The following is a 25,956-nucleotide window of genomic DNA, read 5'->3' as shown; positions in this document are numbered from 1 at the left end:
GCCGCGCTGCATCCTGCGGGCGCGGCAGGACCCCGGCCCCCTGATCGGAGACATGCCGTGCCCTACCTCTCGTCGCTCACTCTGGTCTACGTCGCTGTCGCGGTCGGCCTACTCCTGGCCGTCGCTCTCGTCATGGTCCTCACTCGCTACCGCCGGACTGTGGTACGCGTGACCGTCCTGCATACGGAGCTGACCACCCTCCGACGGGCTCTGCTGCGGGACCCACTTACCGGTTTGGCGAACCGGCCCGGACTCGTCCAGGCGTGGACGCGGCTCGCCTCGGCCCGGCCTCATGTCGTGGTGATCGACCTCGACGGCTTCAAGCCCGTCAACGACACCCACGGCCACGCCGCCGGGGACATCGTGCTCACCACCGTCGCCGATCGGCTCCGCACGATCAATGTGGTAGCGGCCCGGCTCGGTGGAGACGAGTTCGCCGCGCTCATCCCCGGACCGGACCCGGCCACCATCGCCGGCCAGCTCGCCCGGGTTATCGCCGAACCAATCCCGCTACCCACCGGTGCCACGGTCACCGTCACCGCCAGCATCGGCCTCGCCCCCACCACCGGTGATCTGGCCGCCTCCCTCGCTGACGCCGACGCGGCCATGTACCGGGCCAAGACCACCCGCACCGGCGTGGCGGTGTTCGACCCCCGCCGTGATGACCACACCACCCCGGCCGCGACCACCCGCCCCGTCGTCCGGGTCCGTGACCTGCCCCCCATCGCGGTCACCCCGGCGACTCCAGCCCTTGGCGCTGATCTTCTCTGACTCGTCCTGGCCCGCCGTGCTCCTGGACCCCGGGGACGCGGCGGGCCCTGTCCCTGGAGGGATTCCATGTCCTCACCTCCTTGTCCGCCTCGACCTGCACCGATCGGTCACGACGCTGAGGCCGCGCTGACCCGGTGGATGCGCTCCCCGGCCTACAAGCAATGGCGGGCCGGTGTCGAGTCGGTTCGTGGGTGTCTCCAGCCGGTCCGGCTCGTAGGCAAGTGGGAAGTCCGCCACCTCGGCACCGGTGACCTGATCGCCGCCAGGCAGGGCCGGGTGTGGGCCTCCTGCGGTACCCGCCGGGCGGCCGTCTGCCCGACATGCGCCGACCGGTACGCCGCCGACGCCTGGCACCTCATCCACGCGGGCATGTCCGGCGGCAAGGGCGTCCCCGACACCGTGGCCCGGTCCACCCGCCTGTTCGTCACGCTCACCGCTCCGTCCTTTGGCCCGGTCCACAACCGGCCCGGCAAGCGGCCCTGCTCCTGCGGGCGCTGGCACACCGAAGGACACCGGCTGCTGGGTAGCCCGATCGACCCGGGCTGCTACGACTACACGGGTGCGGTGCTGTGGCAGGCGCACAGCGGCCAACTCTGGCACCGGTTCACCATCGCCCTACGCCGCGCCGTCGCCGCCGCCGGCGGTCTCACCGTCCGCGCANCCTGGTCCACTTCCACGCCGTCATCCGCGCGGACGGCCCGTCCGGCCCGGACTCGGCACCCCCGGTGTGGCTCACCGCCGACGTGTTGGCCGACGCCGTGCGTTCCGCGGCTTCGTCGGTCGAGCTGGACACCGCCCGCCCGGACGGGACCCCGCTGGCTCTGCGGTGGGGCGCGCAAGTCGACGTCAAGGACATCACCGCCACCGACCTCGACATCTCCGACGGCGACGATGACGGCGACCAGGTCGTCAACGACACCCGGCTTGCTGGCTACATCGCCAAGTACGCCACCAAGGGCACCGGCGCTACGGAGACCGGAGACCGGCGCATTCGCTCCCAAGCCCACATCGACCGGCTACAGGTCTCCGATCACCACCGGGCCATGATCCAAACTGCGTGGGACCTCGGCGGCGTCGACCAGTACGCCGACCTCAAGCTCCGCCACTGGGCGCACATGCTCGGCTTCCGGGGCCACTTCCTCACCAAGTCCCGCATCTACTCCACGACCTTCAAAAACCTTCGCGCGGAACGTCAGGCGCACCAACTACAGACCGCGCTCACCGAAGCCGGCCTGCCCGAGAACACCGGCGTCCTGGTCGTCAACGACTGGCAGATCCTCGGCATCGGCTACGACACCCCCGAGCAACTCGAACTCGCCGCCGCTATCGGCGACCGCATCCGCGCCGCCCGACAGACCAGGAAGGAACCCGAGTGAGCACCACCCCCACCGAACGCCTGTGGAGCGTCACCGACGTCTCGGCGTTCCTCGGTATCCCGGTCGGCACCCTCTACCAGTGGCGTCACCGCCGGATCGGCCCTCGCGCGTCCCGCGTCGGTCGGCACCTGCGCTACGACCCCGCCGAGGTGCGGGCCTGGTTCGAGAAGAAGGCGGCCTGACGTGCCCATCGATGACCTGTGGTACCTGACCAAGCGTGGGCCGGACAAGAAGCGGCTCCCCTCGAAGCGGCACGGCCGAGGTAAGCGCTGGCGGGTCCGATACACCGACGCCGCCGGTGAACCCCGGGAGAAGCTGTTTGAGCGCAAGGCCGATGCGGAAGCCTTCGACCTGGAAGCCCGCACCGGCACCGCGGAAGAGACCAAGGTCGACCGGGCCGAACGGCAGGTGACCTTCCGTGAGTACGGCGAGCGGTGGCGGCTCTCGCGTCAGATCGGGCAAGCCCTCGACTACCAACGACACACGGAGTCCCGCCTTCGGCACCATCTCTACCCGCACCTCGGCAAGCGGCAGGTGCGAGCGATCACGGTCACGGACGTACTGGAGTGGGTGGCGCTCCTGCTGCGCAACAACGTGGCGCAGTCCTCGGTGAAGACCTACTTTGACCTGTTCAATGCGGTCATGAACGCCGCTGTTGCGGACAAGGTCATCTCCGATAACCCGTGCAAGGCAGTCCGGCTGTCGGCGATCCTGCGCGGCTTCTCCCGGGCACCGAAGTGGGTGCCGACCGATGACGACATGCTCGCCCTGGTCGACGTCGTACCCGACCGGTACCAGGCGGCCATCTGGTGCGGTGCCGGTGAAGGGCTGCGTCTGGGTGAAGTTCTCGGCCTGGAAGACGGGACGCGGTGCGTCGATCGGCCGCGCCAGGAACTGCATGTGGTGCAGCAACTGCGGTTCCACAAGGGCCAGTACAGCGGCTTCTACCTCGCTCCGCCGAAGGCTGGCTCAGTCGGGGACGTGGACCTTGACGACCATGTGGCGTTGCTGCTCGCCGAGCACGTCCGCAAGTACCCGCCCGCGTTGGTCGAGCTGCCCGACGTCACTGCGGGCACCCCAGACCCGGGGAAGCAAGCGAAGCGGCGGGCGGTCCCGCTGCTGTTCACCGACGAACAGGGCAGGCCGATCCATGATCAGCGTTGGTCGGACCTGTGGCGTGGTTGGCGTAGGGCGGCCGGCTGGCCCGACGAAGGCACGTTTCACTCCCTGCGCCACTACTTCGCGACTCGGCTGATCACCTCGGGTGCCGACCCGACCGACGTGCAGAACGCGCTGCGGCACTCCAGTCTGCGGATCACGCTGGAGACCTACGTGCACTGGTGGCCGAAGAAGAACCGTCGCCGCAACATCGTCAGCACGGCGCTTCGGGAGGCTGCGGGCAACCGCTCGGGGATGGCGCTTCCGGGCTGAGTTGTGCCGGATCTGTGCCAAACGATCAATGGCCAGCGTTTCCGCTGGCCATTGATGTTCTGGGTGGAGCTGAGGGGATTTGAACCCCTGACCCCCTCGATGCGAACGAGGTGCGCTACCGGTCTGCGCCACAGCCCCTCCGCTGGCGAACCAGCGTTGATCCCACCCGGCTCGCACCGGGCGGGTCGGCGACAAGGCTAACAGGTCGCTCCCCCACCACGCGAACCGCCCCACCCAGCTCGCCGATCTTGGAGTTGTGGCACCTCCCATAAGCCGCCGAAGGAACAAACCCTGGCACCACAACTCCAAGATCGACGTGAGCCCTCTGGAGGAGCGCTCGCGACCGCGGGGTGGGGTCAGGCGCCTCGGCCGGACTGGTAGGGGCGGCCGCGCAGGCCGCCTGCGCGGCGGTAGGACACCGAGCCGCCGCTCGCGGCCGGGGGCAGGTCCGCGGGGCGGTCCAGGCCCATCGCGGTACGCCGGACCGCCTCCCGCTGGGCGGCCAGCCGGCGCTGCGCCTCCCGGCGGGCCGCCGCGCGCCGGGCCTGCTCGCGGCGTACCTCGGCCTGGCGGGCGGCCAGCCAGGCGGCCTCGCGGGCGTCCGCGCGTCGGCGGCGGCGCTCGGCCACAGCGCGCTGGCGCAGGTGCGCGACGTACGCCACGAGCAGCGTGCCGGTGACCGAGACGCTGATCCAGAACCCGGGGCCGACCAGCGCCACGCCGACCAGTTCGACGAAGTTGAGCAGCAGCAGCGCGGCCAGCACCCGCCGCCGGCGGTAGATCGCCGGGGTGTGCCGACGTCGGCGTGGGTGCCGTCGGCGGGACTGCGCCGGGACGGCCGAGACGGGCCGCAGCCGACCGGAGCGGCGGCGCACGGGTGGCGCGGAAACCGGCCGGGCCAGACCCCCCGTGTCGACATTTTCACTGAGGGTCACAACGAGAGAACGCGGCGGGTGCAACGGCTGGCGTCCGGGCACGGTGCGGCGACGACGCTGGCGCTGGAGCACCCGCGCCGTCGACTGCGCCCGCTCCGCCACCAGCCGCTCGGTGGCGTCGTACCGGCGGACCAGCGCCGGAGCGAAAGCGAGCAGACCGGCGGCGGCGAGGACGGCGAGGAGCACCGACGTCGGCACCCTCACCCCTCCCGTCACCAAGTTCGGGGCGAGCGTCACACCGCCGCAACTTCTTCCGTCGACCGTCGTTAACGGCGCACAACGTGCGGGCGGGCAGCGCTTGCCACAGCTTGCAGTTACTTGAGGTTACGGGCCGCCGACCCGGTTCATCGTGCGCCGCGCCGGGCGTCACGGCTGCAACGGCTCAGTGCCGGCTGTCACGTACGCGGTGCCACCTGGCCAGGAGCCCGCCCTCGGCGGCCACTTCCTCGCCGGTCATCGCGTAGCCGATGTGGTCCCGCCAGGCGCCGTCGATGTGCATGTACCGCACGTGGTAGGCCTCCTCGCGGAAGCCCAGCTTCTCCACCACCCGGCGGGACGGCGTGTTCTCCGGCCGGATGTTCACCTCGATCCGGTGCAGGCCGCCCGGACCGAACGCGTGGTCCACGGCGAGCGCCACCGCGGTCGGGATCACGCCGCGACCCGCCACCCGGGAGTCCACCCAGTAGCCCACGTACCCGGAGCAGAACGCCCGCCGCACGATGCTGCCCACGTTGACGTGACCGACCAGCCGCTCCCGACCGTCCTCCCGCAGGCAGACCGCGAACGGCATGCCGTCGCCGGTCCGGGCGGACCTGCGCTGGTCGGCGTGGACCAGGCGGAACGCGGCCGGCGAGTTCGTCACGTCCCAACCGCCCGGGACGTGCGACTCCCACGGAGCCAGCCAGTCCCGGTTCGCGCGCCGGATCTCCGACCAGGCGGTGGCGTCGGAGCGNCCCTGCGGAACATCACCGACGCCGGTCCAGCAGCAGCACGTCCACGGTGGAGCCGGCCGCGGCGGTGGTGACCCGCTCACCGAGCACCAGCAGGCCGTTCGCCTCGGCCAGGCCGGAGAGCGTGAACGGTCCACCGGCCAGCGGCTGCACGGTGTAGCCACCGCCACGCCGCTCGGCGACGTGCGCCGGGCGGAACTCGCGCAGCCCCACCGGGGACGAGACCGTCTCCAGCAGGTGCGCGCGGACGCTCGGCCGGAACACCGGCTCGGCCCCGGCCAGCAGCTGGATGGCCGGGCGGGCCAGCACCTCGAAGCCGATCAGCGCCGCGCCGGGCTCACCGGGAAGACACACCACCGGCACCTCCTCGGCGCCGACCGTACCGAACCCGAGGGACGTTCCGGGATAGAGGGCCACCTCGGTGAAGGCGACCGGCCCGGCCCGGCCGCCCTCCCGGCGGGACAGGATCCGGCGGACCATGTCACCCGGCCCGGTGCCGGTCCCGCCGGTCGTGATGATCAGGTCGGCCCGCAGGGTCTGGTCCTCCAGCAGGCCGCGCAGCGCCTCCGGGTCGTCGTCGCAGATCCCGACCCGGTACGCGAGCCCGCCCGCCTCGGCCGCCGCCGCGGTCAACGCGTGGGAGTTGGTGTCCACCACCTGCCCGGGCTGGCTGCCCCGGCCCACGTCGACCAGCTCGTCGCCGGTCGCCACGATGACCACCCGCGGGCTGGGCCGCACCACCACATGCCCGAGGCCGGTGGCGGCGAAGACCGCGACCAGGGCCGGTGACACGTACGCGCCGGCGCGGGCGAGCAGCGTGCCGGCGACCAGTTCCTCCCCGGCGCGGCGCAGGCCGTACCCCCGCTTGGGGGCCCGGAAGATCTCCACCGCGGCCATGCCCTGGTCGGTCCACTCCACCGGGACCACCACGTCCGCGCCGATCGGCAGCGGTGCGCCGGCCGCCACCGAGAAGCACGCGCCGGGGGTGAGCCGGACCGGCCGCCAGCTCGCCGCGCCCAGGTCACCGACCACGTTGAGCCGGATGCTGCGCCCGCCGGGCATACCGGAGGGGGCCGGGACGTAGCCCGGCCCCCGGCTCCCTCCGGAGATGTCCTCCCAGCGTGCGGCGTACCCATCCACCGCCGCCTGATCGAAGGCGGGGTAGGAGTGCGGGGCGACCACGTCCTCGGCGAGCACGTTGCCGTACGCCTGGGTCAGGTCGAGGTCGAGCGGAGGCAGCGCGCGTAACCTGCGCAGCACGCTGCCCAGGTAGTCGGCGAGCGGCGTCAACTCGTTCGCGGCCGCCTCGGCGTCGGCCGTCGCGGTCATGTATCGGCACCGCCGGACGCGTTGCGCAGACCGTTGAGAACCGCGTCGGTGACGGTCTCGTCGCCGTTGTTGACGAACTCGGCGAGCCACTTGCGGAACTCGGCGCCCAGGTCCTCCCGCTCGGCGGCGATCTGCACCACGGTCTGGAGGTAGCCGAGCGGCATGCCGGTGTCGTAGCGGGTGCCCCGGTAGACGATGGCGTGCACCGGCACCCCCTCGGTGCGCAGCAGCTCCATCGCGTCGGTGAGCTGGATCTCGCCGCCGCTGCCCGGCTCGGTGCGCCGGATCGCGTCGAAGATCCGGCCCGGGAGCACGTACCGGCCGAGGACGGCCAGGTTGCTCGGCGCGTCCTCCGGGCTCGGCTTCTCGACCATGCCGCTGACCTTCACGACCTCGCCGACGTCGGCGAACTCCGGGTCGGCCGGCTCGACCGAGGCGATGCCGTAGCGACCTGTCTCGGCTGGGTCGACCTCGAAGAACGCGAGCACCACGCCGCCGGTGCGGGCCTGCAACTCCAGCATCGCCGGCAGCAGCGGCTCGGCCGGCTTGACGAACTCGTCGCCGAGCAGCACCGCGAACGGCGCGTCGCCGACGTGCGATTCCGCGTACCCGACGGCGTGGCCCAGGCCGAGCTGCTCCGGCTGGCGGACGGTGTAGATCGCGGCCAGTTCCTCGGTGCGCTTGACCGCGGCCAGCAGCTCGGGCTTCTTGGCGAGGCGTTCCTCCAGGTCGGGCCGCCGGTCGAAGTGGTCCACCATCGAGGTCTTGCCACGCCCGGTGATCAGCAGCACGTCGGTGATGCCGGCCTGGGTGGCCTCCTCGACGATGTACTGCAGCACCGGCCGGTCGACGACCGGCAGCAGCTCCTTGGGGACCGCCTTGGTGGCCGGCAGGAACCGGGTGGCCAGGCCGGCGGCCGGGATGACGGCCTTGACCGCACGGGAGCGACCGGAGGTCGCTGAGGGGTTCGCTGAGTGCTCCGACATGCCGCGAGACTATCGGCCACGGCTCTGCCGCGGCGGGTGAGGACCGGAAGACGCGCCGCCCTGTGCCACGCCGGCCGGGTCCGCCGCACCGGCCCGGGGCAGCCCGTCCGGCGGGGTGACCGTGGCCGTGACCACCGGAATCTCCTGGGTGCGGACCGGATCGGGGACGGGTGCCAGCCGGTAGCCGTCCCGTCCGGCGGCCTTCGCCGCGTAGAGCGCGTCGTCGGCGGCGTCGAGCACCTGACGGCCACCGGCGGCGTGGTCCGGGTGGACGGCGATGCCGATGGAGACGGTCACCGGCACCCGCACCGGCTCGCCGCCGTGCCCCTCGACCGGCACCGGCTGGTCCCGCACCACCGCGCCGAGCCGCTCCGCCACGATCGCCGCGCCCCGGGCGTCGGTCTCCGGCAGCAGCACCACGAACTCCTCGCCGCCACGCCGGAACGCCAGGTCGACCTCGCGGATCACGCCGCGTACCCGGCGGGCGAACTCGACCAGCACGGCGTCCCCGGCGGCGTGCCCCCAGGTGTCGTTGACGGTCTTGAACCGGTCCAGGTCGAGGGCGAGCACGCTGAGCATCCGGCCGAACCGGTTCGCCCGTTCCACCTCCCGCCGGATCGACTCGCGCAGGTAGCGGTAGTTCCACAGGCCGGTCAGCGGGTCGGTGAGGGAGAGCCGCTGGACCTCCTCGTGCACCCGCACGTTCTCCACCGCCACCGCCGCGTGCCCGGCGAAGGTCCGCAGCGTGACCAGGTCGTCGTCGTCGAACTCGGGCCCGCCGATCCGGTCGTAGAGCGCCAGCACGCCGAGCGCCCCGCCGGGCGGGCCGGGCGGATCGCCGTCGGCCGGCGGGTGGCCGGGGCGGTCCGGGCCGCGCGGCTCGGGGGCGGCGAACGGCACCGCCACGTACGTCTCGCAGGACGGCTCGCCGGTCGGCACCTCCGGCGGCGACCACCGCCCGCGCAGCGGCTCCCCGGTGGCGGCCACCGCGCCGACCACCCCGACGCCGACCGGCACCCGCAGCGTCGCCGGGTCGGTCGGATCCCCGGTCGGCCAGCGCCCGGCCAGGCCCTCGACGCACTGGCCGACCAGCACGCCGTCCGCGTCGAGCAGCAGCACCGCGCCGGCCCGGGCGCCGGTCGCGGCGATCGCGCTGTCCAGGATCACCCGCAGGATGCGTTGCAGGTCGTGCGTGCTGGCCAGCGTGTCGCCGAGCACGGCCAGGTGGTTGCGGAGCTGGTCCCGGCTGCTGGTCAGCGCCGCCACGTAGCCGCCGGTCTCCCGGGTCATCCGGTTGAACGCGCCGGCCAGCCGCCCGATCTCGTCCCGGCTGCGCAGCGGCACCCGGGCGGTCAGGTCACCGTGCGCCACCCGGTCCACCGCGCCGGCCAGCTCCACCAGCGGCCGGGTGGTCACCCGGGCCAGTCGCCCGGCGGCCAGCACGGCCAGCAGGGCGGCCAGCGCGACCGAGGCGGCCAGCGCACCGTACCGGCCGGCCGGGCGCTCCCCCGGCACAGAGAGCACCAGCGGCAACGGCTGCCCGGAGGACGGCCCGACCCGGCGCACGTACCGCCCGTCGCCGGTGCCGGCCACCCCATTCCAGCCCGCCTCACCGGCGGCGTCCAGCACCGCTGCGCGTACCCCCGCTTTTTCGGTCGTGAGCCGTTCGGGGTCGTCGAGGAGGGTGACCCCGACGCCGGTCACGGCCGCGAGCCGCGCCACGAAGGCCGGGTCGACGGGCTGCGCGGCGGCGACCGCGCCCAGGTCGGCGCCGGACGGATCGCGGAGCCGGACCCGGGCAGCGAGCGCGCCCGCCGGGCCGGCCCGGTCACCGGCGCAGTCCTGCCAGGGACCGGGCGGAGGGCCGGCCGTGGCGTAGCTGGTCCGGCCGGTCGGGTCGGCGACCACGACGGCGGCGGCCAGACCGCGGCCGACCACCTGGTCGGCGGCGCGCGGCCGGGCGGCCGGGTCGGCGACCACCGCGACCGCGTCGGCCGCCGCGCGCAGTTGCTGGCAGAGGGCGTCGACTGAGGTACGCACGCCGGCCGCGGCCAGGCCCAGCCGCTCGGTGGCGCGGCTGCGGTCGATCGCGCTCAGCGTGGCCCCGACGAAGACCGCGCCGAGCAGGACGGGGCCGAGGACCACCACGAGGAAGGCCATCGTCAACCGCCCGCGTAGCGTCAAGCTTCCCCCCGGAAGTTCCGCGCCCTTGGTGCGATGCTGGCACAGAGCGACCGGTAGGCAAGCGTTGCGTCAGGAGTGTTGCGTGCCGGAATTTTCGGATGAGGCGCATGAGGCGAAGCGGGAACTGCGCGTCGCGCTCCTCGCCGCCCGCCGCTCCCTGTCCGCGCCGCTTCGCGCCGAGGCGGCGGCGTCCGTCCAGGCCGAGCTGACGGCCCTGGTACGCCGGCTGCGCCCGACCCGGATGACCGCGTACGTGCCGGTCGCCTCGGAGCCCGGCGGGGACGACCTGCCGGACGTGCTGCGGGCGGCGCTGCCGCCGGACGCCGAGCTGCTGCTGCCGGTGCTCCGCGACGACCTGGACCTGGACTGGGCCGCGTACCTCGGTCGCGGGTCGCTGCGCGCCGCCGGCCGGGGCCTGCGCGAGCCGACCGGCCCACCGCTGGGCCGCGCCGCCGTGGCCGGGGCCGACCTGGTGGTGGTGCCGGCGCTGGCGGTCGACCGCCGGGGCGTCCGGCTGGGCCGGGGCGGCGGCTCGTACGATCGGGCGCTGGCCCGGGTGCCCGCCACCGTGCCGACCGTGGCACTCCTGCACGACGGCGAGCTGGTCACGGCGGTCCCCGCCGACCCGCACGACCGCCCCGTACACTCCGTGATCACCCCGGCGGGCGGACTCGTGGCCGTGCCGGATGTGGGCCCGGGCGCTTCCGCTGGACGAACCCGGGTGCGATGACGCACCATTGGCACTCGAAGACCACGAGTGCCAATCAGGCCGTGCCAGATCCGGAGGAGAACGTGCCCACGTACCAGTACGCCTGCACCGCGTGCGGCCACCAGCTCGAGGCGGTGCAGTCCTTCTCGGACGAGCCGCTGACCGAGTGCCCGGCGTGTGAGGGGCGGCTGCGCAAGCTCTTCAACTCGGTCGGCATCGTGTTCAAGGGCTCCGGCTTCTACCGCACGGACTCCCGTGCGTCCGGTTCCGAGAACGCCAACGGCACCGCGAGCAAGCCCGCGAAGTCCGAGTCGTCGCCCTCGTCGCCGGGGTCCTCCTCGCCCGGGTCCTCGTCGTCCGGGTCTTCGTCGTCCGGGTCTTCCTCGTCTGGTTCCTCGTCGTCTGGTTCGTCCGGCTCGGGGTCCGGTCCGGCGGCGAGCAAGGCGTCGGCGGCGTCCAGCTCCTCCTGATCCACGCACGCCGAGAAGGTGGCCGCCTCTCCCGGGGCGGCCACCTTCTCGCGTGCGCAGTCTCCCCGCCCACGCATCACCTTCCACTCACCGCCCCTACCGGCCGCGACTGGAACACCACGGGTGCCAAACCCGCCCGCAGACACCCATGGTGTTCCACTCACCGCCCGCATCGGCCGCGAGTGGAACGCCATGGGTGTGAAACCCGCCCGCAGACACCCATGACGTTCCAGTCACCGTCAGCGCCGGCGGTGGGTGGAACACCATGGGTGTCACGTCCGCCTCAGGGTGGGCTGCGCCGCCAGATCGGCGAAGTGGCGGCATCAGCTCAGGCGGAAGCAGCCCTTTCGCCGAAGCGGCGAACCGGCCCGGGCAACGCCCTAGCCGAAGCGGCGAACCGGCCCCGGCAACGCCTTAGCCGAAGTGGCGAACAGGCTGGGCCAACCCTTCCGTCGAAGCGGCGATCAGGCCGGGGCAATCCTTTGGCCGAAGCGGCGATCAGGCCGGGCCAATCCTTGGCCGAAGCGGCGATCGGGCCGGGTCCTGACGCGGCCACCCGTGGCCGCCGGGCCAACCGGCCGGGCACGGGATGACCGGCCCCGCCGGCGGGCGCTACGGCCAGCACCGCCCGCCCGGGCCTGCGGACGGGTCCGCCGCTGGGAGGCCGACTACCGCGATCGGAGCGTGCGCGGCGGGTGCCACTTCGGGGAAAGAGCGGTAAACGCCCCCGTCCCGAACAGCATCTTCGCCGAAATGGGGCCTCCGTCGGCCGCGAAAGGGTGTCGCAGCAGGCCAGCCGGGTGGCGGGTTATCCACAGGGGGGCGCGGTGGGGCGGCGCGGGCGACCGGTCGCGCCTAGCCTGCTGGCGGGACGGTCGGCTGACGGGTGGGAGGCAGTGGTGGTGGGTGGGGAGGCGACGTTGCGCCCGGTGCGCTGGCCCGGGCTGCCCCGTCGCCGAGCGCTGGTGCGGGTGGCGCTGGTCGCACTACTGCTGGGGTTGGCGGCGGCAGTGCTCCAGACGCCCGGCGGATGCCCACCCGGGGCGGCAACTTCCACCAGGTCCGCCGGCGCGGAGGCGCCCGGTGTCGGCGAGCAGCCGTCCGGGGCTCCGACGCTGCCCGTCGGGGCGGTCGGCGTACCGATCCGGTTGGCCGAGCCGGCCGCCCTCGCGGTGCTGCGGCCGGGTGCCCGGGTCGACCTGCTCGTCGTGCCGGCCGGCGGGTCGGCTGACCCTACGCTGCTGGCACCGCGGGCACTGGTGCTCGACGTGGTGGGTGCGGCCGCCGGGGCGGTCGACGGCTCCTCGGCGCTCTACCTGGCACTTCCGCCGGAGCAGGCACGACGCGCGGTCGGCCTGCCCGAGGGCAGCCGCTTCGCCGTGGTGGTGCGCGGCTGACCCGCCCGCTCGGTTCAGTCCCAGTGCGGCGGACGCTCGGCGAGCAGCCAGTCGTCGTTGCCGCCGGCACGCTCGCCCCAACCGCGGTCGGTGTCGTCGGTGGTCTGCTCGGGCAGCACCACGAAGTCTTCGCTGAGGTCGACCACGCGGTCGTCGTCGCCGCGCGGGATTCGGATGCCGGGTTCGGTCACGAGCAGCAACGATACCGCCGCTGACGGGCCGCCTCGACCCCGTGCGCCCGCCGACGACGACGCACGCCGCACCGGGATCGGCAGGGCGAGGCCGGGCAGCAGCCACCGGTCCTGCCCGGGGTGGGGCCATGAAGCCGTGAAGCCGTTAAGCCGTGGGTGAGTCTGCCTCGCCGCGTCGGACGGCCGACCGGCCGAGGCGTTGGTAGCGTCGGACGGCGTGACGACGCCGAGCGGTGGCACCCCCGACGACGAGACCTGGCGACGCCCCCAGCAGCCAGCCAGCGAGGCCGACGATCCGGCGCTGGCCCGGCCCGCAGACACCGTCCCCGAGGCGGGTCCGATCGCGTCCTCGGCCGACCCGGTCCCCGACGCGGCGGCACCCGAGGCGGCCGCACCCGAGGCGGCGGCACCCGACGCGGCTCCGCCCGAGGGCAGCCTGACGTCGAGCGGGCTCCCATCCGCGGCAGGACGCGCCCCCGATACCGCCGCGGCCGGAACCGCCGCTCCCGCCGCCGGCCGGCCTGAACGCGCCAACCCTTGGTCACGTGAGGGGGCCGCCGAGAACCCCTGGGCCCGCCCGGACCCGACCGGACCGCCCGGCGACCGGACCACACCCGGCCACGACCGACCCGACCCCGGAACCGGCAGCCAGGCCTGGACAGCCACCGGCACCGGTACCCAGGCCTGGACCGCGGCCGGCTATCACCGACCCGATCCGGCCTCGGGGACACACGGCTGGGCCCCGACCGGCGCTCAAGGTCCCGGCCCCACCGCAGTGCCGCACGGTCAGGTGCCGGGCGGCCACATGCCGGGCGGTCAGGTGCCGGGCGGCCACGTGCCCGGCGGTCAGGTGCGGGGTGGTCAGATGCCCGGTGGGTACACCGGACCGCCGCCGAGCACCCCGCCGCCACCCGGCTGGCGGCCCCCGGTGTACGTGCGGACGCCGCCGCCTCGGCGGCTCCCGCCGCAGGACATGGGTGCCATGGACCGGGAGGAGCAGCGCGCCCAGCAGCTCACCTACGGCATCGGCGCGATCGTCGGCGTGGTGCTGGTGCTGCTCACCTGCCTGCTGTGCGCACGGGTGCTGTTCTAAGCCGCGCTCAGACGACCCCTTCCCACACGATCTTCGCGCCGCTGTCGCCGGTCAGGTAGACGTAGATCAACGCGAACACGGCGAGCACCACCGCCACGGCGGTGAGCACCAGGGGCAGCCAGCGGGGCAGGTTCCGGGTCCGGGCGAAGCCCCTGGTGGTCAGCAGCAGCAGGATCGCCACCACGGCGAGCCCGAGCGTGAACCAGAGCAGCGTCTCGCCGTACTCGGAATGCTCGTGGATCTCCTGGAGCTTGTCGGGCGGGTAGCCGCGCGACCGCAGCACCTCCTGCAGTGCCTCGCCGGACTGCGTCGCCACCCAGGTGACGATCGGGGTGACCACGGCGAGCGCCGCCACCGCCCAGTCCAGCCGGGGCCGCCAGCGGGGCAGCGCACCGTACGCGACGGTGAGCAGCGCCAGCAGCGGCACCAGCACCACCGCGGCGTGAATGACCAGGATGTGGACCGGAAGACCGTTGACTTCCCTGAACACCGACACCTCCGGGAGTGGACGGATCCGCGTGATCAGCCTACGACGTGTCGCAGCTACCTGCATCGACTCACGCAGGTACGACCATTCCGGTTCACCCGGCGGCCCGACCGTACGTGGGACGCGTGGCACTCTTGATCGGTGGACACCGACGACCTCGGCCTCTTCGGACCGGGATCGGTCACGTGGAAGGTGCACGAGGAACCGATCCTGATCGTGGCCGGCCTGCGCTCGCTCTACCTCCAGGCGTTGCACCCCCGTGCGATGGCCGGGGTCGCGCAGAACAGCAACTACCGCGCCGACGCGTGGGGTCGACTGGTGCGGACGTCGACCTACGTGGCGACGACGATCTACGGCACGACCGCCGAGGCGGAGGCGGCCGGCCGGCGGCTGCGTACGCTGCACGCCCGGCTGCGCGCCACCGACCCGTTCACCGGCGCGGAGTTCCGGGTCGACGAGCCGGATCTGCTGCGCTGGGTGCACGTCACCGAGGTCGAGTCGTTCGTGAGCACCGCCCGGCGGGCCGGGCTCGCGCTGACCGACGACGAGGTGGACGGCTATTACACCGAGCAGCGCCGGTCGGCGGCCCTGGTCGGGCTGGACCCGGCCGACGTGCCGGGCACCGCCGCCGAGGTCGAGGCCTACTACCGGGACGTACGGCCGGAGTTGCGGATGACCCGGGAGGCGGCCGAGACCGCGTTGTTCCTGACTGCGCCGCCGATCCCGTGGAAGGTCAGCCGGCCGGTGAAGCTCGGTCTGCACCTCGGTCCGCCGCGTTGGGCGTACCTGGGGATCGCCGGCACGGCGCTGGGGATGCTGCCGCCGTGGGCGCTGCGGCTCTACGGCGGGTTGGGCCTGCCCACCACCGCGCTGTCGGCGGAGCTGAGCGCGCGGGCGTTGCGGCTCGCCCTGACGGCGGTGCCGCGCCGCTACCGGGAGGGGCCGTTGCAGCAGGCGGCCAAGGAACGCGCCGCCCGGCTGACGGCGGCCTGAGGCGGGCCACGCGCGGCTCAGTCGGCCGCCGGCTCGGCGAGGCGCTCGACGGCCGACCAGGGGTCCTTGCCGGGGGCCTGCGCGCCGGTCGGGCAGGTGCGCCGGTAGTCGCACCAGCCGCAACGCGGCCCCGGCTCGGTGGGGAACGTCTCGTCCGGATCAGCCCCGTCGGCCACCGCACGCTCGGCGGCCATGATGTCGCGGGCGGTGTCCTCGGCGCGGGTGAGCTGCCGGTGCAGCGACTCGGGGGTGTGCTCGTGCGCGGCGACCGTGCCGGTGGGCAGGTGGTGCAGCTCGACCCGGCGGCACGGCCGCCGGAACACCCGCTCGGCCGCGTACGCGTAGAGCGCGAGCGCCTGTGAGCCGCGCGCGTCGTCGGCGTCGAGCCCGGTGCGGCCGGTCTTGTAGTCGACGATGACCAGCTCGGGCCGCCCGTCGGGGCCGGGGCGGGAGTCGATCCGGTCGGTGCGGCCGTTGAACGCGAGCACGGCGGTCTTCACCGCCACCACCCGCTCCACGCCGAGCGGCTCGTCGGCCGGGTCGAGCGTCGCGACGTAGGACTCCAGCCAGGCCAGTGCCCGGCGGAAGGCGTCGCGCTCCTGCTCGTCGTCGCGGTAGCCCTCGCGGACCCAGGTGCCCTTGAGCAGCGTGCCCAGCGCCTCGGGGCGGCGACGGTCGGGGGGCGTCGCATACCAGTTCTTCAGCGCGGTGTGGACGCTGGCGCCGAGCGAGTTGTGCGCCCAGGGCGGCCCCTTGGGCGGGGCCGGCCGGTCCACGTACGCGTAGCGGTAGCGCCGGGGGCAGTCGGCGTAGGCGCCGAGCTTGCTCGGGGTGCAGACGAAGAGCCGTTCCGGCATGCCCGCGAAGCCGAGCTGCTCGGCCTGGTCGACGCGGGGCCGGGGTGCCCGGCCGCCGGTGGATCGTGAGGGTCGCACACCCGAGATCCTGCCATCCGGGTACGACAGGAGACGAACGGCTCAGCCGTTGTTGACGTACTCGGTCACGAACGCGGCGATCGCGTCGGCGATGAGCTGCACGGCGATGGCGGCCAGCAGCAGGCCGGCGATCCGGGTCAGCACCTCGATGCCGCCCGGGCGGAGCACCTTGACGATCCCGCCGGAGAACCGCAGCACCACCCAGACGGCGACCATCACCGCGACGATGGCCAGCGCGATGGCGACGTAGTCGGTGACGCCGCCGGCCCGCTGGACGAACAGCATGGTGGCGACGATGGCGCCCGGGCCGGCCAGCAGCGGGGTGCCCAGCGGCACCAGCGCGATGTTGGAGGTGACCTGCTGGCTCGGGTCGTCCGCCTTGCCGGTGAGCAGTTCCAGCGCGACCAGCACCAGCAGCAGGCCGCCGGCGGCCTGCAACGCGGGCAGGTCGACGTGCAGGTAGGCCAAGATCGTCTGCCCCGCCACCGCGAAGATCACGATGACCCCGAGCGCCAACGCCACGGCCTGCCAGGCGGCCCGGTTCCGCTCGCGCGCGGCCAGCGGCCCGGTGAGCGCGAGGAAGATGGGCATCATTCCGGGTGGGTCCACGATCACCAGCAGGGTCACGAAGACCTCACCGAAGAGCTTGAGATCCACGCGGACACGGTAGCCGCGCGGCCGGAACGCTTCAGCCTGAAGCGACGGGCGTCACCCCGCGGGCCAGCGCGACGATCCGCTCGTACGCCTCGGATCCGGTGGTGTGCGCGCCGAGACGGACGGTCTTGTGCGTGCCGTGGAAGTCCGACGAGCCGGTGACCAGCAGCCCCAGCTCTGCGGCGAGCCGGCGGACGTGCTCCCGCTCGGCCGGGCTGTGGTCCTCGTGGTCGGCCTCCAGGCCGACCAGGCCGGCGTCGGCAAGCTGCCCGATCAGCTCGTCGGGCACGATCCGGCCGCGCCGGCTGGCCCTCGGGTGGGCGAAGACGGGCACCCCACCGGCGGCCCGGACCAGCGCCACCGCACGGAACACGTCGATGTCGTCCTTGGGCAGCCGGTACCGCTCGCCCAACCAGTCCGGCCCGAACGCCTCGGTGGTGGTGGCCACCAGGCCTGCCCGGATCAGCGCCGCCGCGATGTGCGGGCGTCCGACCGTCCCGCCCGCCGCCCCGGCCAGGATCTCCGACCAGCTCACTCCGATGCCGTCGGCCTGGAGCAGCCGGACGATCCGCTCGCCGCGTTCCTCGCGGGCCCGCCGGACCCGGGCCAGCTCCGCGACCAGTTCCGGTTCGGTCGGATCGAAGAGGTACGCGAGCAGGTGCAGCGGGACCGCCGGTTCGACGCCGAACCAGCGGCAGGAGAGTTCAGCGCCCCGGATCAGGGTGAGGCCGGGCGGCAGGGCGGCGACGGCGGCCGCCCAGCCCGCCGTGGTGTCGTGGTCGGTGAGTGCCACCACGTCGAGCCCGGCGTGGGCGGCGGCCCGGACCAGCTCGGCCGGGCCGAGGGTGCCGTCGCTCGCGGTCGAGTGGGTGTGCAGGTCGATCCGGGCCGGGACGCTCACCCGCCCGACGCTACGCCCCGTCGGGGCGTACGGGGACGTCGGCCACCACCACTGGTCGCTGCCCGGATGAGGTCCCGCCGATCGCCGACGGGGTCGGCCGCTCGCCGGCCAGCACCCGCCCCGGCTCGACCCGGAGCAGCCCGCCCGCGGCGTCCACATGCAGTGCGGCGCCGGCACGGGTCCAGGCCACCGCCCCCGCCAACGGCGGGCCGGCCGGATGGGTCGCCGGGGTGGCGCCCGGGTCGGCCAGGTCGACCAGCAGGGCGGTGCGGCCGGTGCCGTTCACCAGCAGCCACCGCCCGTCGGGCGAGACCCCGCCGAGTCCGTCGGCGGCCGGCTTCGGGCCGCAGACGGTACGCGTCGGGGTGAGGCCGTGGGTCGGGTCGAGCAGGGCCAGGCACGGCTGCCCAGCCGGTCCGCCGCTGACCAGGCCGACCAGCCGGCCGTCCGGGCGGGTGCCGTAGACGGCGCGTACGTCCGGGTTCGTGGCGCCCGGCACGCCGCCGGCGTCACGCCGCCAGACGCTGATCCCGCCCGGGCCGGGCGCCCGGAGCAGCACGTCGTCGCCGGTGAAGCCGACCGGCACGACGCCGGCCGGCGCGGTCACCCGGCTCGGTGCGATGAGCTGACCGGCGACGACCGCGGCGGCGAGCAGGTCCGGGCCGTCCCGCCAGGCCACCTGCCGGCCGTCGGCCGAGACCGCGACGGCGTCCGCGGCGGCGAGCATGACCTGCGGCGGGCCGTCGGCGGGCACCCACCAGAGGGTACGGCCGGCGGCGGTGGCCGCCGAGGTCAGCAGCCAGCCCTCCCGGTCGTGGACCCGCTGGCCCCGTTCGACGCCGCCGACCTCGGTCAGTTCCCGCCGCTCGCCGTCGCTGGTGTCCAGCCGGTTCCCGACGAGCAGGTCGAGTTCGGCGCGGACCGGCCCCGGCCGGGACACCGGGGTGGAGGCGGTGGGCAGCGGCGAGGCGGCGAACCCGCGCGGGTCGCCGAGCACCACGGTCGGCGTGCCACCGTGGCCGTCCGGCCCGCCGAGCTGCGCCATCCCGGTGGTGACCAGCGCGGTCGCCACCCCGGCCAGGGCCAGGCCGGTGAGCGCCCGACGGCGTCCGGCCCGGCGGGCCCGGCGCAGCGCCGCTCCCGCCGGATCCACGCCGAGCGGTCGGGGCGTGGCGACCTGGCGGGCCAGCGTCTCCCGCAGCGCCCGCTCCAGCTCGTCGTCGTGCACGGCGAATGGACGCTCCGGGCCGCTGGCCCGGTTGTCATCGTGCTGTCGAATGCCGCTCATCGGGTCTCCACCGGTACCCCGACGGCGGGTCGGGCCGGGGCCGCCGACGACGGCGTGGCCGGGCGCGGCGCCGGCGTGTCGGGCTGGGGCGCCGGACCGGCCGCCACGTCCGAGTCCGGCGGAGGGACGGGCTGTCGCGCCGGGCCGGCCGGAACCCGGGCGGCCGGCGGCACGACGGGTTGGCGTGTCGCTGCGGGTCGAGCCCGCNTCGACCCGGGCCGTCCCGCCTCGGCGGACGACCCGGTCGGATCCGCCGGCAGGCCCGGGGCGGTTTCGGCGCCGAGCCGACGGCGCAGGGTGTTCAAGGCCCGGGAGGTCTGGCTCTTGACCGTGCCCGGGGAGATCTCCAGCAGGGCGGCCGTCTGCGCCTCCGACATGTCCTCGTAGAAACGGAGCACCAGCACGGCCCGCTGCCGGGCGGGCAGGGCCCGCAGGTGCCGCCAGAGCGCGTCCCGGTCGAGCTGGTGCTCGATCTCGTCCACGGCGGCACGCTCCGGCAGCACCTCGGTCGGCCGTTCACCGTGCCAGCGGCGGCGCCACCAACTGGTCGACGTGTNCGGGCGTACGGCTCGATGGCGTCGATCCCGCCGAGCCGCTTCCAGGCGAGGTAGGTCTTGGTCAACGCGGTCTGGAGCAGGTCCTCGGCGGTGGCCCAGTCGCCGGCCAGCAGGTAGGCGGTGCGCAACAGGGCGCCGGACCGGGCCGCGACGAACTCGCGGAACTCCTCCTCCAGCGGATCACTGCTCGCCACGCTCACCTCCGCGCCCCCGTCCTGCCTGGCAGGCTCCCATGACCGGGCGGGTCGGGGCGACGGCGGAAGGTGTGCAACCGCTCCGATGTTCGGACGAAAAGTTTCAGGCGCCGTCGTCGGCCTTGGCCTCGTCCTGCTCCTTGCCGATCCGTGCCTCCACCGCCTGCGGCTCGTACATCTCCTCGACCACGCGCAGGTAGAGCTCGTTCGGGTTGGGCAGGTTCTTGATCTCGCGCAGCGCCTGGTCCTGACCCGCCGACTCGAGCACGAACGTGCCGTAGTTGAAGGTCCGGCCGCTCGGGCTCTGTTCGTATTTCATGTCGGTGACCCGGGCCAGCGGCATCATCGCGACCCGACGGGTGATGATGCCGTTGACCACCATCACCCGCTTGTTCGTGAGGATGAACCGGTCGTACCACCAGTCGGCGACCCGCCAGGCGACCCAGCCCATCACCGCGAACCACAGCAGCACCGCGATCGTGGTCAGCGCGCCGACGTCGCGCCCGGCGAGGAAGCCGGCGAGGTAGCCGAGCACGAACGTGGCCGCCACGCCGACGACGATCGGCGTGGCGAGGTGCACCCAGTGCCGCTTCCACTCGCCCCGGAACCGCTCGGTCGGGAAGAGATAGCGAGCCGCCAGGGCGCTCGGCTCGTCCTCCATCGGCAGCACCCGGCGCGGAGCCATGCCGGAGGCGTCGGCCCGGAGACCGGCCAACTCCTCCTCGGTGATCGACTGCTCCGGGTAGCCCTCCGGGTCACGCGCCCAGGTGCGGCCGGAGCGGCCCTCCCCCGCGTAGCCGGGTCCGTCGCCGAAACCGGCATCGTCCGGCAGGGAGGGGCCCCCGCCGTAGCCGGTGCCGGCGCCGTAGCCGGGACCATCATCCGGGTCGATCCGGGGGATCGGCTCGGTGTCGCGCTCCCGGCGTGCCCGGTCGGGATCGTCCGGGTCGAAGGGTGGACCGGAAGGGCTTCCCATGGCCGGCTAGGCGACCAGGTTGGTGAAGAAGTCGCCGAACCCTTGCGCGATGTCCACGACGCTGCCGCCGAGCGACTTGAACACGTCGGCGGCCGAGTTGGGCCGGTAGGCGACAAAGAAGATCAAGAATGCTATGCCGGCCCAGGTGAGGACCTTCTTGACCATAGCGGGCCATCCTCTCGCGCGGCGCCGGGTCCGTTTACCGCAGCGGCACCCAGAGTATCAGCATCGTGTCGTACCGTGAATATCTGCGTCCGCTCCCCGACTTGTCGGTGCCGGCCGGTCAGGCCTGCCCGTGCAGGTACGGGGACGGTGCGCCGTACACGAGTTCGGACGGTGTCCACTCGGTGAGGTCGTGCAGCACGACTTCTTCCGCGAGGAGGTGACCCGCACTCGCCGGCCAGGCTATCGCATGGAGCCACATTCCCCGAGCTTCACCGGCGTACGCGCTTCGATCCGTTTCGGACCGGACGAGCCACAGTGGAGTGGGATGGCCGCCCACACGGATCTTCGCGTGCGGCAGACGCTCGGGGTGACCAGGGCCGGGATCGGTCAGCGCCTCCTCGACCTGTGGGCCGGGGTCGGGGCCGGGCAGTCCCGCGAAGCGGGAACCCAGCCCGACACCCGGCTCCTCGGCGACGAAGATCAGGTCGGCCGGTCCACCGTCGAGCGGGGCCGGGCCGGCGCACGCGACCACCGTGGCGCGGATCCCGGCCCGGTCGTCGCCCGCCCAGGCCACGCCGGTCAACGTCCACCCTGGAGGCAACGGCCACGGGCACCACAGCGGCACACCGGGCCGGTCGGTCGGGTCGACGTCGGCGGCCACCCGCTCGACGACGCTCGCCATGATCTCGGCGCCAATGTGCTCGGGGACGTGCAGGGGCGCCACCGGGCCGCACCGCACGCACCGGTACTCGCCGTTCATCAGGTCCGGCGCGCGTACCGGGCCGGCGCATCTCGGACAACTCACCACGACAGTCACACCCTCACCGTCACCCCGCGCCGCCGGGGCGTCAAGCGGGCTGGCCGACGGACACCGGTTTTCCGGCCGGCCCTGGAGACGGTGGCGCGTCAGTCCGGCGGCGGGCCGGCGTACGACCGGATCCAGGCGTGCATGGCGATACCGCTGGCCACGCCCGCGTTGATCGACCGGGTCGAGCCGTACTGGGCGATCGAGAAGAGCGCGTCGCAGGCCGCCCGGGCCACCGGCGAGAGCCCCGGCCCCTCCTGCCCGAAGAGCAGCACGCAGCGGCGCGGCAGCACGCCGGTCTCCAGCGGCCGGGAGCCGGGCAGGTTGTCGATCCCGACCACCGGCAGCCGCTCCCCGGCCGCCCACCCGACGAACTCCTCGATCGTCGGGTGGTGCCGGACGTGCTGGTAGCGGTCGGTCACCATGGCGCCCCGGCGGTTCCACCGCCGACGCCCGACGATGTGCACCTCCCGGGCGAGGAAGGCGTTGGCGTTACGGACGACGGTGCCGATGTTGAAGTCGTGCTGCCAGTTCTCGATCGCCACATGGAAGTCGTGCCGCCGCCGGTCCAGGTCGGCCACCACGGCCTCCCGCCGCCAGTAGCGGTAGCGGTCCACCACGTTGCGCCGGTCGCCCGCGGCGAGCAGCTCCGGGTCGAGGCGGGCGTCGTCCGGCGGGTCACCGGGCCAGGGCCCCACACCCACGTCGAGCTGGTCGTCGGTCACGGTCTGCAGAGGGTACGGGCCGCCGGCCGCACGCCGCGACTCAGCGCAGGTCGAGCGCGCTGCCCAGGCGGTGGAGGAACCGCTGGTCGGCGGGGCTGGGCGGGAAATCACCGACCCGGCACACGCGCGCCGCCACCGACTCGACCCACTGCCGGTACGCGGCCGAGTCGGCCGGGTCGGCGCGGCGGCGCAGCACCCGCACCGCGGCCCGACAGGCGGCGAGCAGGCCCACCAGGTCGGTGAGGCGCTCGTCCCGCTCGTCCGCGCCGTCGTGGCGCGCGTAGATGGCGGTGACCACCGCCCGGATCAGATCGCTGTCGAAGGCCCGGCCGGCGGCCACCGCGTCCAGGCCGGCCAACCCGGCGGCGACTCCTCGCGGTGGACGCCCGGGACCGGGCGAGGCGGCGGCGACCAGCACCCGGCCCGGTAGGTCGGTCAGCAGGTCCCACTCCGCCGCGGCATAGGCGGCGGTGGCGAGCGGCGTGACGCGGCGACCGGCAGAGGGCGGCTCTCCGGCGACGGAGTGGCTCATCGGGACCTCCAGCCCGAGCATATGCCCCGGGCGAGGTTCCCGGCCCCGTCCCACGCGGAACGGGGCCGACGGGCCGCGCAACCGCCTCAGCGCGGCTCGGGGAAGCTCGGGCGCTCCGGGTCGACGCCGTCCGCGACGGCGGCGGCCGCGTACTCCTTCTTCGGGACCATGACCTTGCGGCGGAAGACGCAGACCAGCGTGCCGTCCTGGTTGTAGCCCCGGGTCTCGACCGCGACCACGCCGCGGTCGGGCTTTGAGGCCGACTCCCGCTTGTCGAGCACCGTGGTCTCGCCGTAGACCGTGTCGCCGTGGAACGTCGGGGCGACGTGCCGCAACGACTCGATCTCCAGGTTGGCGATCGCCTTGCCGCTGACGTCCGGCACCGACATGCCCAGCAGCAGTGAGTAGACGTAGTTGCCGACCACCACGTTGCGCCCGAACTGGGAGGCGGACTCCGCGTAGTGGGCGTCCAGGTGGAGCGGGTGGTGGTTCATGGTGAGCAGGCAGAAGAGGTGGTCGTCGTACTCGGTCACCGTCTTGCCCGGCCAGTGCCGGTAGACCGCGCCGACCTCGAACTCCTCGTAGTAGCGGCCGAACTGCATCCTGGTCCCCTTCGACGGGCGGCGATGGAGTTCGGCACAGCATGCCTTACCGCTGGTTAAGGCGGGGGCCGGGGCGCTCGCCGGGCGGAAATGTCACACCGGGGGCCACCTGGGTGGAGACGCAATGAGCGGCGGGGCCCTCCCCGGCACCCGCCGCCCACGCTCTGATGGGAAAGATTCTGCCGCACGAGGGGGCGATCCCAACAGAGACCGACGTCACATTTATCTTTTCGTAACAATACGTTGGGTTACCGGCTACCTCTTCGGCAGCGATCTTCGCAGGCCGGATCCCCCCTTGTCAGGACCCAAGTTACCGTTACGTAGCAGGCTGCGAGCGCGATCTTCCTGGAAACGCTCCCATCACGTCCCGTCACGCAAATGCGTCCTGCACTTGCGTTCCGCACGACGGTCGTTAACAGATAGAGTTCGATGCATCGAGGGTCACCCCCGGCCCACCTGGCGTTTCGTTACACAGGTCACGGGAATTCCCTCGGTGTGTCCCTGGTTCCACCGGGCGTACGGCAATCCGCGGTGATCGGAGAGAGCAAATGGCAACGGTTGAGCTGACCACGGCCAACTTCGACGAGGTGACCGAGCGCGACGGCATCGTCCTGCTCGACTTCTGGGCGGACTGGTGCGGCCCGTGCAAGCGCTTCGCCCCGGTCTACGAGCGCTCCTCGGAGAAGCACCCCGAGATCGCCTTCGGCAAGGTCGACACCGAGGCGCAGCAGGAGCTGGCCGCCAAGTTCAACATCAGCTCCATCCCGACCGTGATGGCGATCCGCGACGGCGTCATCGTGTACGCCCAGCCGGGCGCGCTGCCCGAGTCGGCGCTGGAGAACCTCATCGAGCAGGTCCAGCAGTTGGACATGGACGACGTCCGCAAGAAGCTGGCCGAGCACAAGCACTGAGCGCACGGCGCACGCCCGCCGGCCGAGCCCTCGACGGGCCCGGTCGGCGGCGTCTCCGTGCCCGGTGGCCGACGGTACGGGCAGCGAGGAATGGCCGAGTGAGGGACCGTTCCGGGTGGTTCACTCCCGTATCGTCATGACCTGATGGAGACCTTGACCACCCGCGGACGTGCCGTCCGGCTGGGCGCCACCGTGCTCGGGCTGGCCCTGCTCCTCCTCGGCACCGTGCACGGCACCGACGACGACTTCCCGTTCGGGCCGTTCCGGATGTATTCCACCTCCGACCCGCCCGACGCGCCCGCGCCCGACACCCGCGTCGAGGGCGTCGACCGCACCGGCGCGGTGGTGTCCCTCGGCCAGGAGGCCACCGGCATCCGCCGCGCCGAGATCGAGGGCCAGCAGTCCCGGTACGCCGCCGACCCGAGCCTGCTGCGCACCGTCGCCGAGGCGTACGCCGAACGCCACCCCGCCGCCCCCGCGCTGGTGGAGGTGCGCATCGTGGTCCGCTGGTACGGCATCGAGGGCGGGCGGCCGACCGGCGAGTGGACCGACCGGACGGCCGTGAGCTGGGAGACCGCCGGATGACCGGCTGGCTCACCGAGGCGGTGCCGCGCGGCCGGGTGGCCGCCTTCCGCACCCTCGTCTACCTCTTCGTCGCCGCCGACCTGGTCGTCTTCACCCCCTGGGTACGCACCCGCGTGGACGTGCCCGGCGACCTCTACCGGCCGCTGCTCGTCGGCCGGCTGCTGCCGCTGCCCACCCCCAGTCCCGCCCTGGTCGGCGTGATCTTCTGGGCGCTCCTCGTCGCCGCGCTGCTCGCCGCGACCGGGCGGGCGCACCGGCTGCTCGGCTGGACCGTCTTCGCGCTGTACTTCGAGTGGATGATCGTGGCGATGAGCTACGGCAAGGTCGACCACGACCGGTTCGGATTCCTCGTGGCGCTGGCCGTGCTGCCCACCGCCGGCCGGGCGCGACACGGCGACCCGACCCGCACCGAGGCGGGCGGCTGGGCGCTGCGGGTCACCCAGATCGCGGTGGTCTGCACCTACTTCCTCGCCGCCTGGGCCAAGTTCCGCTTCGGCGGCCTCGACTGGGCGACCGGGTCGGTGCTGGCCCGGGCGATCATCCGCCGGGGCACCGACTTCGCCGACCTGATCGCGCAGGTGCCGCACCTGCTGATCGTGGCCCAGTTCGGCATTCTGGCCTTCGAGCTGCTCAGCCCGCTGGTGTTCGTGGTGCCCGAACGGTGGCGAACGGCGGTGATCGGGTTCTTCTACTCGTTCCACCTGGTCACCGTCGCGACTATCACCATCTCGTTCGCGCCGCACCTGGTGGCGATGACCAGCTTCCTGCCACTGGAGAAGATCCGCCCGGTGGTACGCGCCCGCCGCCTGCTCAACCGTCGCGCC

Annotated in this window: 30 protein-coding genes, 1 tRNA gene and 1 pseudogene; 12 read left to right on the top strand and 20 right to left on the bottom strand. The window is 73.5% G+C overall.

All coding sequences use genetic code 11. The features are described from left to right. Window positions 1-81 precede the first annotated feature (81 nt). From B1205_RS17055 to B1205_RS17040, 4 genes and pseudogenes are all read left to right on the top strand, one after another. Complete coding sequence (locus B1205_RS17055; protein WP_254910066.1) at window positions 82-771, top strand: GGDEF domain-containing protein; 690 nt, start codon at window positions 82-84, stop codon at window positions 769-771. 138 nt (window positions 772-909) lie between these two features. Then, window positions 910-2,147: pseudogene (locus B1205_RS17050) on the top strand (replication initiator). Next, complete coding sequence (locus B1205_RS17045; RefSeq protein ID WP_089156525.1) at window positions 2,144-2,329, top strand: helix-turn-helix transcriptional regulator; 186 nt, start codon at window positions 2,144-2,146, stop codon at window positions 2,327-2,329. The pseudogene B1205_RS17050 and the gene B1205_RS17045 overlap by 4 nt, the downstream one beginning before the upstream one ends. Window position 2,330: 1 nt before the next feature. Beyond that, window positions 2,331-3,578, top strand: a complete 1,248-nt coding sequence (locus B1205_RS17040) for a tyrosine-type recombinase/integrase (RefSeq protein WP_089156524.1) — start codon at window positions 2,331-2,333, stop codon at window positions 3,576-3,578. Between the two features lie 64 nt (window positions 3,579-3,642). Here the strand turns inward: B1205_RS17040 and B1205_RS17035 are convergent. The 6 genes from B1205_RS17035 to B1205_RS17010 all read right to left on the bottom strand — a co-directional run bounded on the left by B1205_RS17035 (window position 3,643) and on the right by B1205_RS17010 (window position 9,962). After that, window positions 3,643-3,716, bottom strand: a tRNA-Ala gene (locus B1205_RS17035). 218 nt (window positions 3,717-3,934) lie between these two features. After that, window positions 3,935-4,717, bottom strand: coding sequence for a divisome protein SepX/GlpR (sepX, locus tag B1205_RS17030; protein WP_176308661.1), 783 nt, complete (start codon window positions 4,715-4,717; stop codon window positions 3,935-3,937). 178 nt (window positions 4,718-4,895) lie between these two features. Continuing rightward, on the bottom strand, window positions 4,896-5,546 hold the full coding sequence (locus B1205_RS17025; protein ID WP_441338510.1) for a GNAT family N-acetyltransferase: 651 nt from the start codon (window positions 5,544-5,546) through the stop codon (window positions 4,896-4,898). Further along, window positions 5,479-6,792 carry a molybdopterin molybdotransferase MoeA gene (locus B1205_RS17020; RefSeq protein ID WP_089156522.1) on the bottom strand — a complete coding sequence of 438 codons (1,314 nt, stop codon included), beginning with the start codon at window positions 6,790-6,792 and terminating at the stop codon, window positions 5,479-5,481. The genes B1205_RS17025 and B1205_RS17020 overlap by 68 nt, the downstream gene beginning before the upstream one ends. Then, window positions 6,789-7,778, bottom strand: coding sequence for a UTP--glucose-1-phosphate uridylyltransferase (locus tag B1205_RS17015; RefSeq protein ID WP_089156521.1), 990 nt, complete (start codon window positions 7,776-7,778; stop codon window positions 6,789-6,791). The genes B1205_RS17020 and B1205_RS17015 overlap by 4 nt, the downstream gene beginning before the upstream one ends. Before the next feature lie 9 nt (window positions 7,779-7,787). Further along, a complete protein-coding gene (locus B1205_RS17010) occupies window positions 7,788-9,962 on the bottom strand; it encodes a diguanylate cyclase (RefSeq protein WP_176308660.1) in 2,175 nt (724 codons plus the stop codon). An 82-nt stretch (window positions 9,963-10,044) separates the two neighbouring features. Here B1205_RS17010 and B1205_RS17005 point away from each other — a divergent pair, with 82 nt between their 5' ends. Further along, on the top strand, window positions 10,045-10,692 hold the full coding sequence (locus tag B1205_RS17005; RefSeq protein WP_089156520.1) for a 5-formyltetrahydrofolate cyclo-ligase: 648 nt from the start codon (window positions 10,045-10,047) through the stop codon (window positions 10,690-10,692). A gap of 34 nt (window positions 10,693-10,726) precedes the next feature. Here the strand turns inward: B1205_RS17005 and B1205_RS33040 are convergent, their stop codons facing one another. Next, window positions 10,727-10,876, bottom strand: a complete 150-nt coding sequence (locus B1205_RS33040; RefSeq protein ID WP_369597309.1) for a hypothetical protein — start codon at window positions 10,874-10,876, stop codon at window positions 10,727-10,729. On the opposite strand from B1205_RS33040, the gene B1205_RS33035 reads away from it, so the two are divergent. Together B1205_RS33035 and B1205_RS16995 are read left to right on the top strand one after the other, a co-directional pair. After that, window positions 10,806-11,141 (top strand): FmdB family zinc ribbon protein, encoded by a 336-nt coding sequence (locus B1205_RS33035; RefSeq protein ID WP_369597304.1) that lies wholly within the window; start codon window positions 10,806-10,808, stop codon window positions 11,139-11,141. The two genes, B1205_RS33040 and B1205_RS33035, sit on opposite strands and share 71 nt — an antisense overlap. Window positions 11,142-12,040: 899 nt before the next feature. Then, window positions 12,041-12,538, top strand: a complete 498-nt coding sequence (locus B1205_RS16995; RefSeq protein ID WP_089157055.1) for a flagellar biosynthesis protein FlgA — start codon at window positions 12,041-12,043, stop codon at window positions 12,536-12,538. A 14-nt stretch (window positions 12,539-12,552) separates the two neighbouring features. Here B1205_RS16995 and B1205_RS16990 read toward each other — a convergent pair whose 3' ends face one another. Then, window positions 12,553-12,735, bottom strand: a complete 183-nt coding sequence (locus B1205_RS16990) for a hypothetical protein (RefSeq protein ID WP_089157054.1) — start codon at window positions 12,733-12,735, stop codon at window positions 12,553-12,555. Between the two features lie 859 nt (window positions 12,736-13,594). Between B1205_RS16990 and B1205_RS29170 the strand changes: the two genes are divergently transcribed. Next, window positions 13,595-13,822 (top strand): hypothetical protein, encoded by a 228-nt coding sequence (locus B1205_RS29170; RefSeq protein ID WP_140158083.1) that lies wholly within the window; start codon window positions 13,595-13,597, stop codon window positions 13,820-13,822. 7 nt (window positions 13,823-13,829) lie between these two features. Here the strand turns inward: B1205_RS29170 and B1205_RS16980 are convergent, their stop codons facing one another. Then, the gene (locus B1205_RS16980; protein WP_089157053.1) at window positions 13,830-14,312 is read right to left on the bottom strand and encodes a DUF2231 domain-containing protein; all 483 of its coding nucleotides are present in this window, start codon (window positions 14,310-14,312) and stop codon (window positions 13,830-13,832) included. A gap of 138 nt (window positions 14,313-14,450) precedes the next feature. On the opposite strand from B1205_RS16980, the gene B1205_RS16975 reads away from it, so the two are divergent. Continuing rightward, window positions 14,451-15,302, top strand: a complete 852-nt coding sequence (locus B1205_RS16975; protein WP_089156518.1) for an oxygenase MpaB family protein — start codon at window positions 14,451-14,453, stop codon at window positions 15,300-15,302. A 17-nt stretch (window positions 15,303-15,319) separates the two neighbouring features. Here B1205_RS16975 and B1205_RS16970 read toward each other — a convergent pair whose 3' ends face one another. The 11 genes from B1205_RS16970 to B1205_RS16925 all read right to left on the bottom strand — a co-directional run bounded on the left by B1205_RS16970 (window position 15,320) and on the right by B1205_RS16925 (window position 23,636). Beyond that, window positions 15,320-16,159, bottom strand: a complete 840-nt coding sequence (locus B1205_RS16970; protein ID WP_254910065.1) for a RecB family exonuclease — start codon at window positions 16,157-16,159, stop codon at window positions 15,320-15,322. Between the two features lie 120 nt (window positions 16,160-16,279). Next, entirely contained in the window at window positions 16,280-16,894 is a 615-nt protein-coding gene (locus B1205_RS16965) for a MarC family protein (protein ID WP_089156516.1), read from the bottom strand. A gap of 31 nt (window positions 16,895-16,925) precedes the next feature. After that, a complete protein-coding gene (locus tag B1205_RS16960; protein ID WP_089156515.1) occupies window positions 16,926-17,792 on the bottom strand; it encodes a PHP domain-containing protein in 867 nt (288 codons plus the stop codon). Window positions 17,793-17,802: 10 nt separating this feature from the next. Next, entirely contained in the window at window positions 17,803-19,080 is a 1,278-nt protein-coding gene (locus tag B1205_RS16955; RefSeq protein ID WP_089156514.1) for a hypothetical protein, read from the bottom strand. Beyond that, on the bottom strand, window positions 19,077-19,562 hold the full coding sequence (locus B1205_RS31705) for an RNA polymerase sigma factor (protein ID WP_254910011.1): 486 nt from the start codon (window positions 19,560-19,562) through the stop codon (window positions 19,077-19,079). The genes B1205_RS16955 and B1205_RS31705 overlap by 4 nt, the downstream gene beginning before the upstream one ends. Before the next feature lie 372 nt (window positions 19,563-19,934). After that, the gene (locus B1205_RS16945) at window positions 19,935-20,807 is read right to left on the bottom strand and encodes a PH domain-containing protein (protein WP_089156513.1); all 873 of its coding nucleotides are present in this window, start codon (window positions 20,805-20,807) and stop codon (window positions 19,935-19,937) included. A 6-nt stretch (window positions 20,808-20,813) separates the two neighbouring features. After that, the gene (locus B1205_RS29825; protein WP_176308659.1) at window positions 20,814-20,972 is read right to left on the bottom strand and encodes a hypothetical protein; all 159 of its coding nucleotides are present in this window, start codon (window positions 20,970-20,972) and stop codon (window positions 20,814-20,816) included. A gap of 118 nt (window positions 20,973-21,090) precedes the next feature. Continuing rightward, window positions 21,091-21,789: a DUF6758 family protein gene (locus tag B1205_RS16940; RefSeq protein ID WP_369597299.1), complete on the bottom strand. Its 699-nt coding sequence runs from the start codon at window positions 21,787-21,789 to the stop codon at window positions 21,091-21,093. Between the two features lie 89 nt (window positions 21,790-21,878). Further along, the gene (locus tag B1205_RS16935; protein WP_089156511.1) at window positions 21,879-22,502 is read right to left on the bottom strand and encodes a TrmH family RNA methyltransferase; all 624 of its coding nucleotides are present in this window, start codon (window positions 22,500-22,502) and stop codon (window positions 21,879-21,881) included. A 40-nt stretch (window positions 22,503-22,542) separates the two neighbouring features. Next, entirely contained in the window at window positions 22,543-23,034 is a 492-nt protein-coding gene (locus B1205_RS16930) for a hypothetical protein (protein WP_089157052.1), read from the bottom strand. A gap of 86 nt (window positions 23,035-23,120) precedes the next feature. Beyond that, window positions 23,121-23,636 carry a MaoC family dehydratase gene (locus B1205_RS16925; RefSeq protein WP_089156510.1) on the bottom strand — a complete coding sequence of 172 codons (516 nt, stop codon included), beginning with the start codon at window positions 23,634-23,636 and terminating at the stop codon, window positions 23,121-23,123. 548 nt (window positions 23,637-24,184) lie between these two features. On the opposite strand from B1205_RS16925, the gene trxA reads away from it, so the two are divergent. From trxA to B1205_RS16910, 3 genes are all read left to right on the top strand, one after another. After that, window positions 24,185-24,547, top strand: a complete 363-nt coding sequence (gene trxA, locus B1205_RS16920) for a thioredoxin (protein WP_089156509.1) — start codon at window positions 24,185-24,187, stop codon at window positions 24,545-24,547. A gap of 144 nt (window positions 24,548-24,691) precedes the next feature. Further along, window positions 24,692-25,132 (top strand): hypothetical protein, encoded by a 441-nt coding sequence (locus tag B1205_RS16915; RefSeq protein WP_089156508.1) that lies wholly within the window; start codon window positions 24,692-24,694, stop codon window positions 25,130-25,132. Then, a partial coding sequence (locus tag B1205_RS16910) for an HTTM domain-containing protein (protein WP_089157051.1) occupies window positions 25,129-25,956 on the top strand: 828 nt, incomplete at its 3' end. The genes B1205_RS16915 and B1205_RS16910, both read left to right, overlap by 4 nt.

The sequence above is a fragment of the Micromonospora sp. NBS 11-29 genome, from assembly GCF_002140155.1.
In the GTDB taxonomy this organism is placed as follows: domain Bacteria; phylum Actinomycetota; class Actinomycetes; order Mycobacteriales; family Micromonosporaceae; genus Micromonospora.
Note: the sequence above shows the minus strand (reverse complement) of the source record. Positions and strands in the feature narration are given on the sequence as shown.

Coding starts and splice junctions, on each gene's coding strand:
- B1205_RS17020 (WP_089156522.1), bottom strand. CDS start 6,792: ATGACCGCGACGGCCGACGCCGAGGCGGCCGCGAACGAGTTGACGCCG.
- B1205_RS17015 (WP_089156521.1), bottom strand. CDS start 7,778: ATGTCGGAGCACTCAGCGAACCCCTCAGCGACCTCCGGTCGCTCCCGT.
- B1205_RS29170 (WP_140158083.1), top strand. CDS start 13,595: ATGCCCGGTGGGTACACCGGACCGCCGCCGAGCACCCCGCCGCCACCC.
- B1205_RS16970 (WP_254910065.1), bottom strand. CDS start 16,159: ATGCCGGAACGGCTCTTCGTCTGCACCCCGAGCAAGCTCGGCGCCTAC.
- B1205_RS16955 (WP_089156514.1), bottom strand. CDS start 19,080: ATGAGCGGCATTCGACAGCACGATGACAACCGGGCCAGCGGCCCGGAG.
- B1205_RS16945 (WP_089156513.1), bottom strand. CDS start 20,807: ATGGGAAGCCCTTCCGGTCCACCCTTCGACCCGGACGATCCCGACCGG.
- B1205_RS29825 (WP_176308659.1), bottom strand. CDS start 20,972: ATGGTCAAGAAGGTCCTCACCTGGGCCGGCATAGCATTCTTGATCTTC.
- B1205_RS16930 (WP_089157052.1), bottom strand. CDS start 23,034: ATGAGCCACTCCGTCGCCGGAGAGCCGCCCTCTGCCGGTCGCCGCGTC.
- B1205_RS16925 (WP_089156510.1), bottom strand. CDS start 23,636: ATGCAGTTCGGCCGCTACTACGAGGAGTTCGAGGTCGGCGCGGTCTAC.
- trxA (WP_089156509.1), top strand. CDS start 24,185: ATGGCAACGGTTGAGCTGACCACGGCCAACTTCGACGAGGTGACCGAG.
- B1205_RS16915 (WP_089156508.1), top strand. CDS start 24,692: ATGGAGACCTTGACCACCCGCGGACGTGCCGTCCGGCTGGGCGCCACC.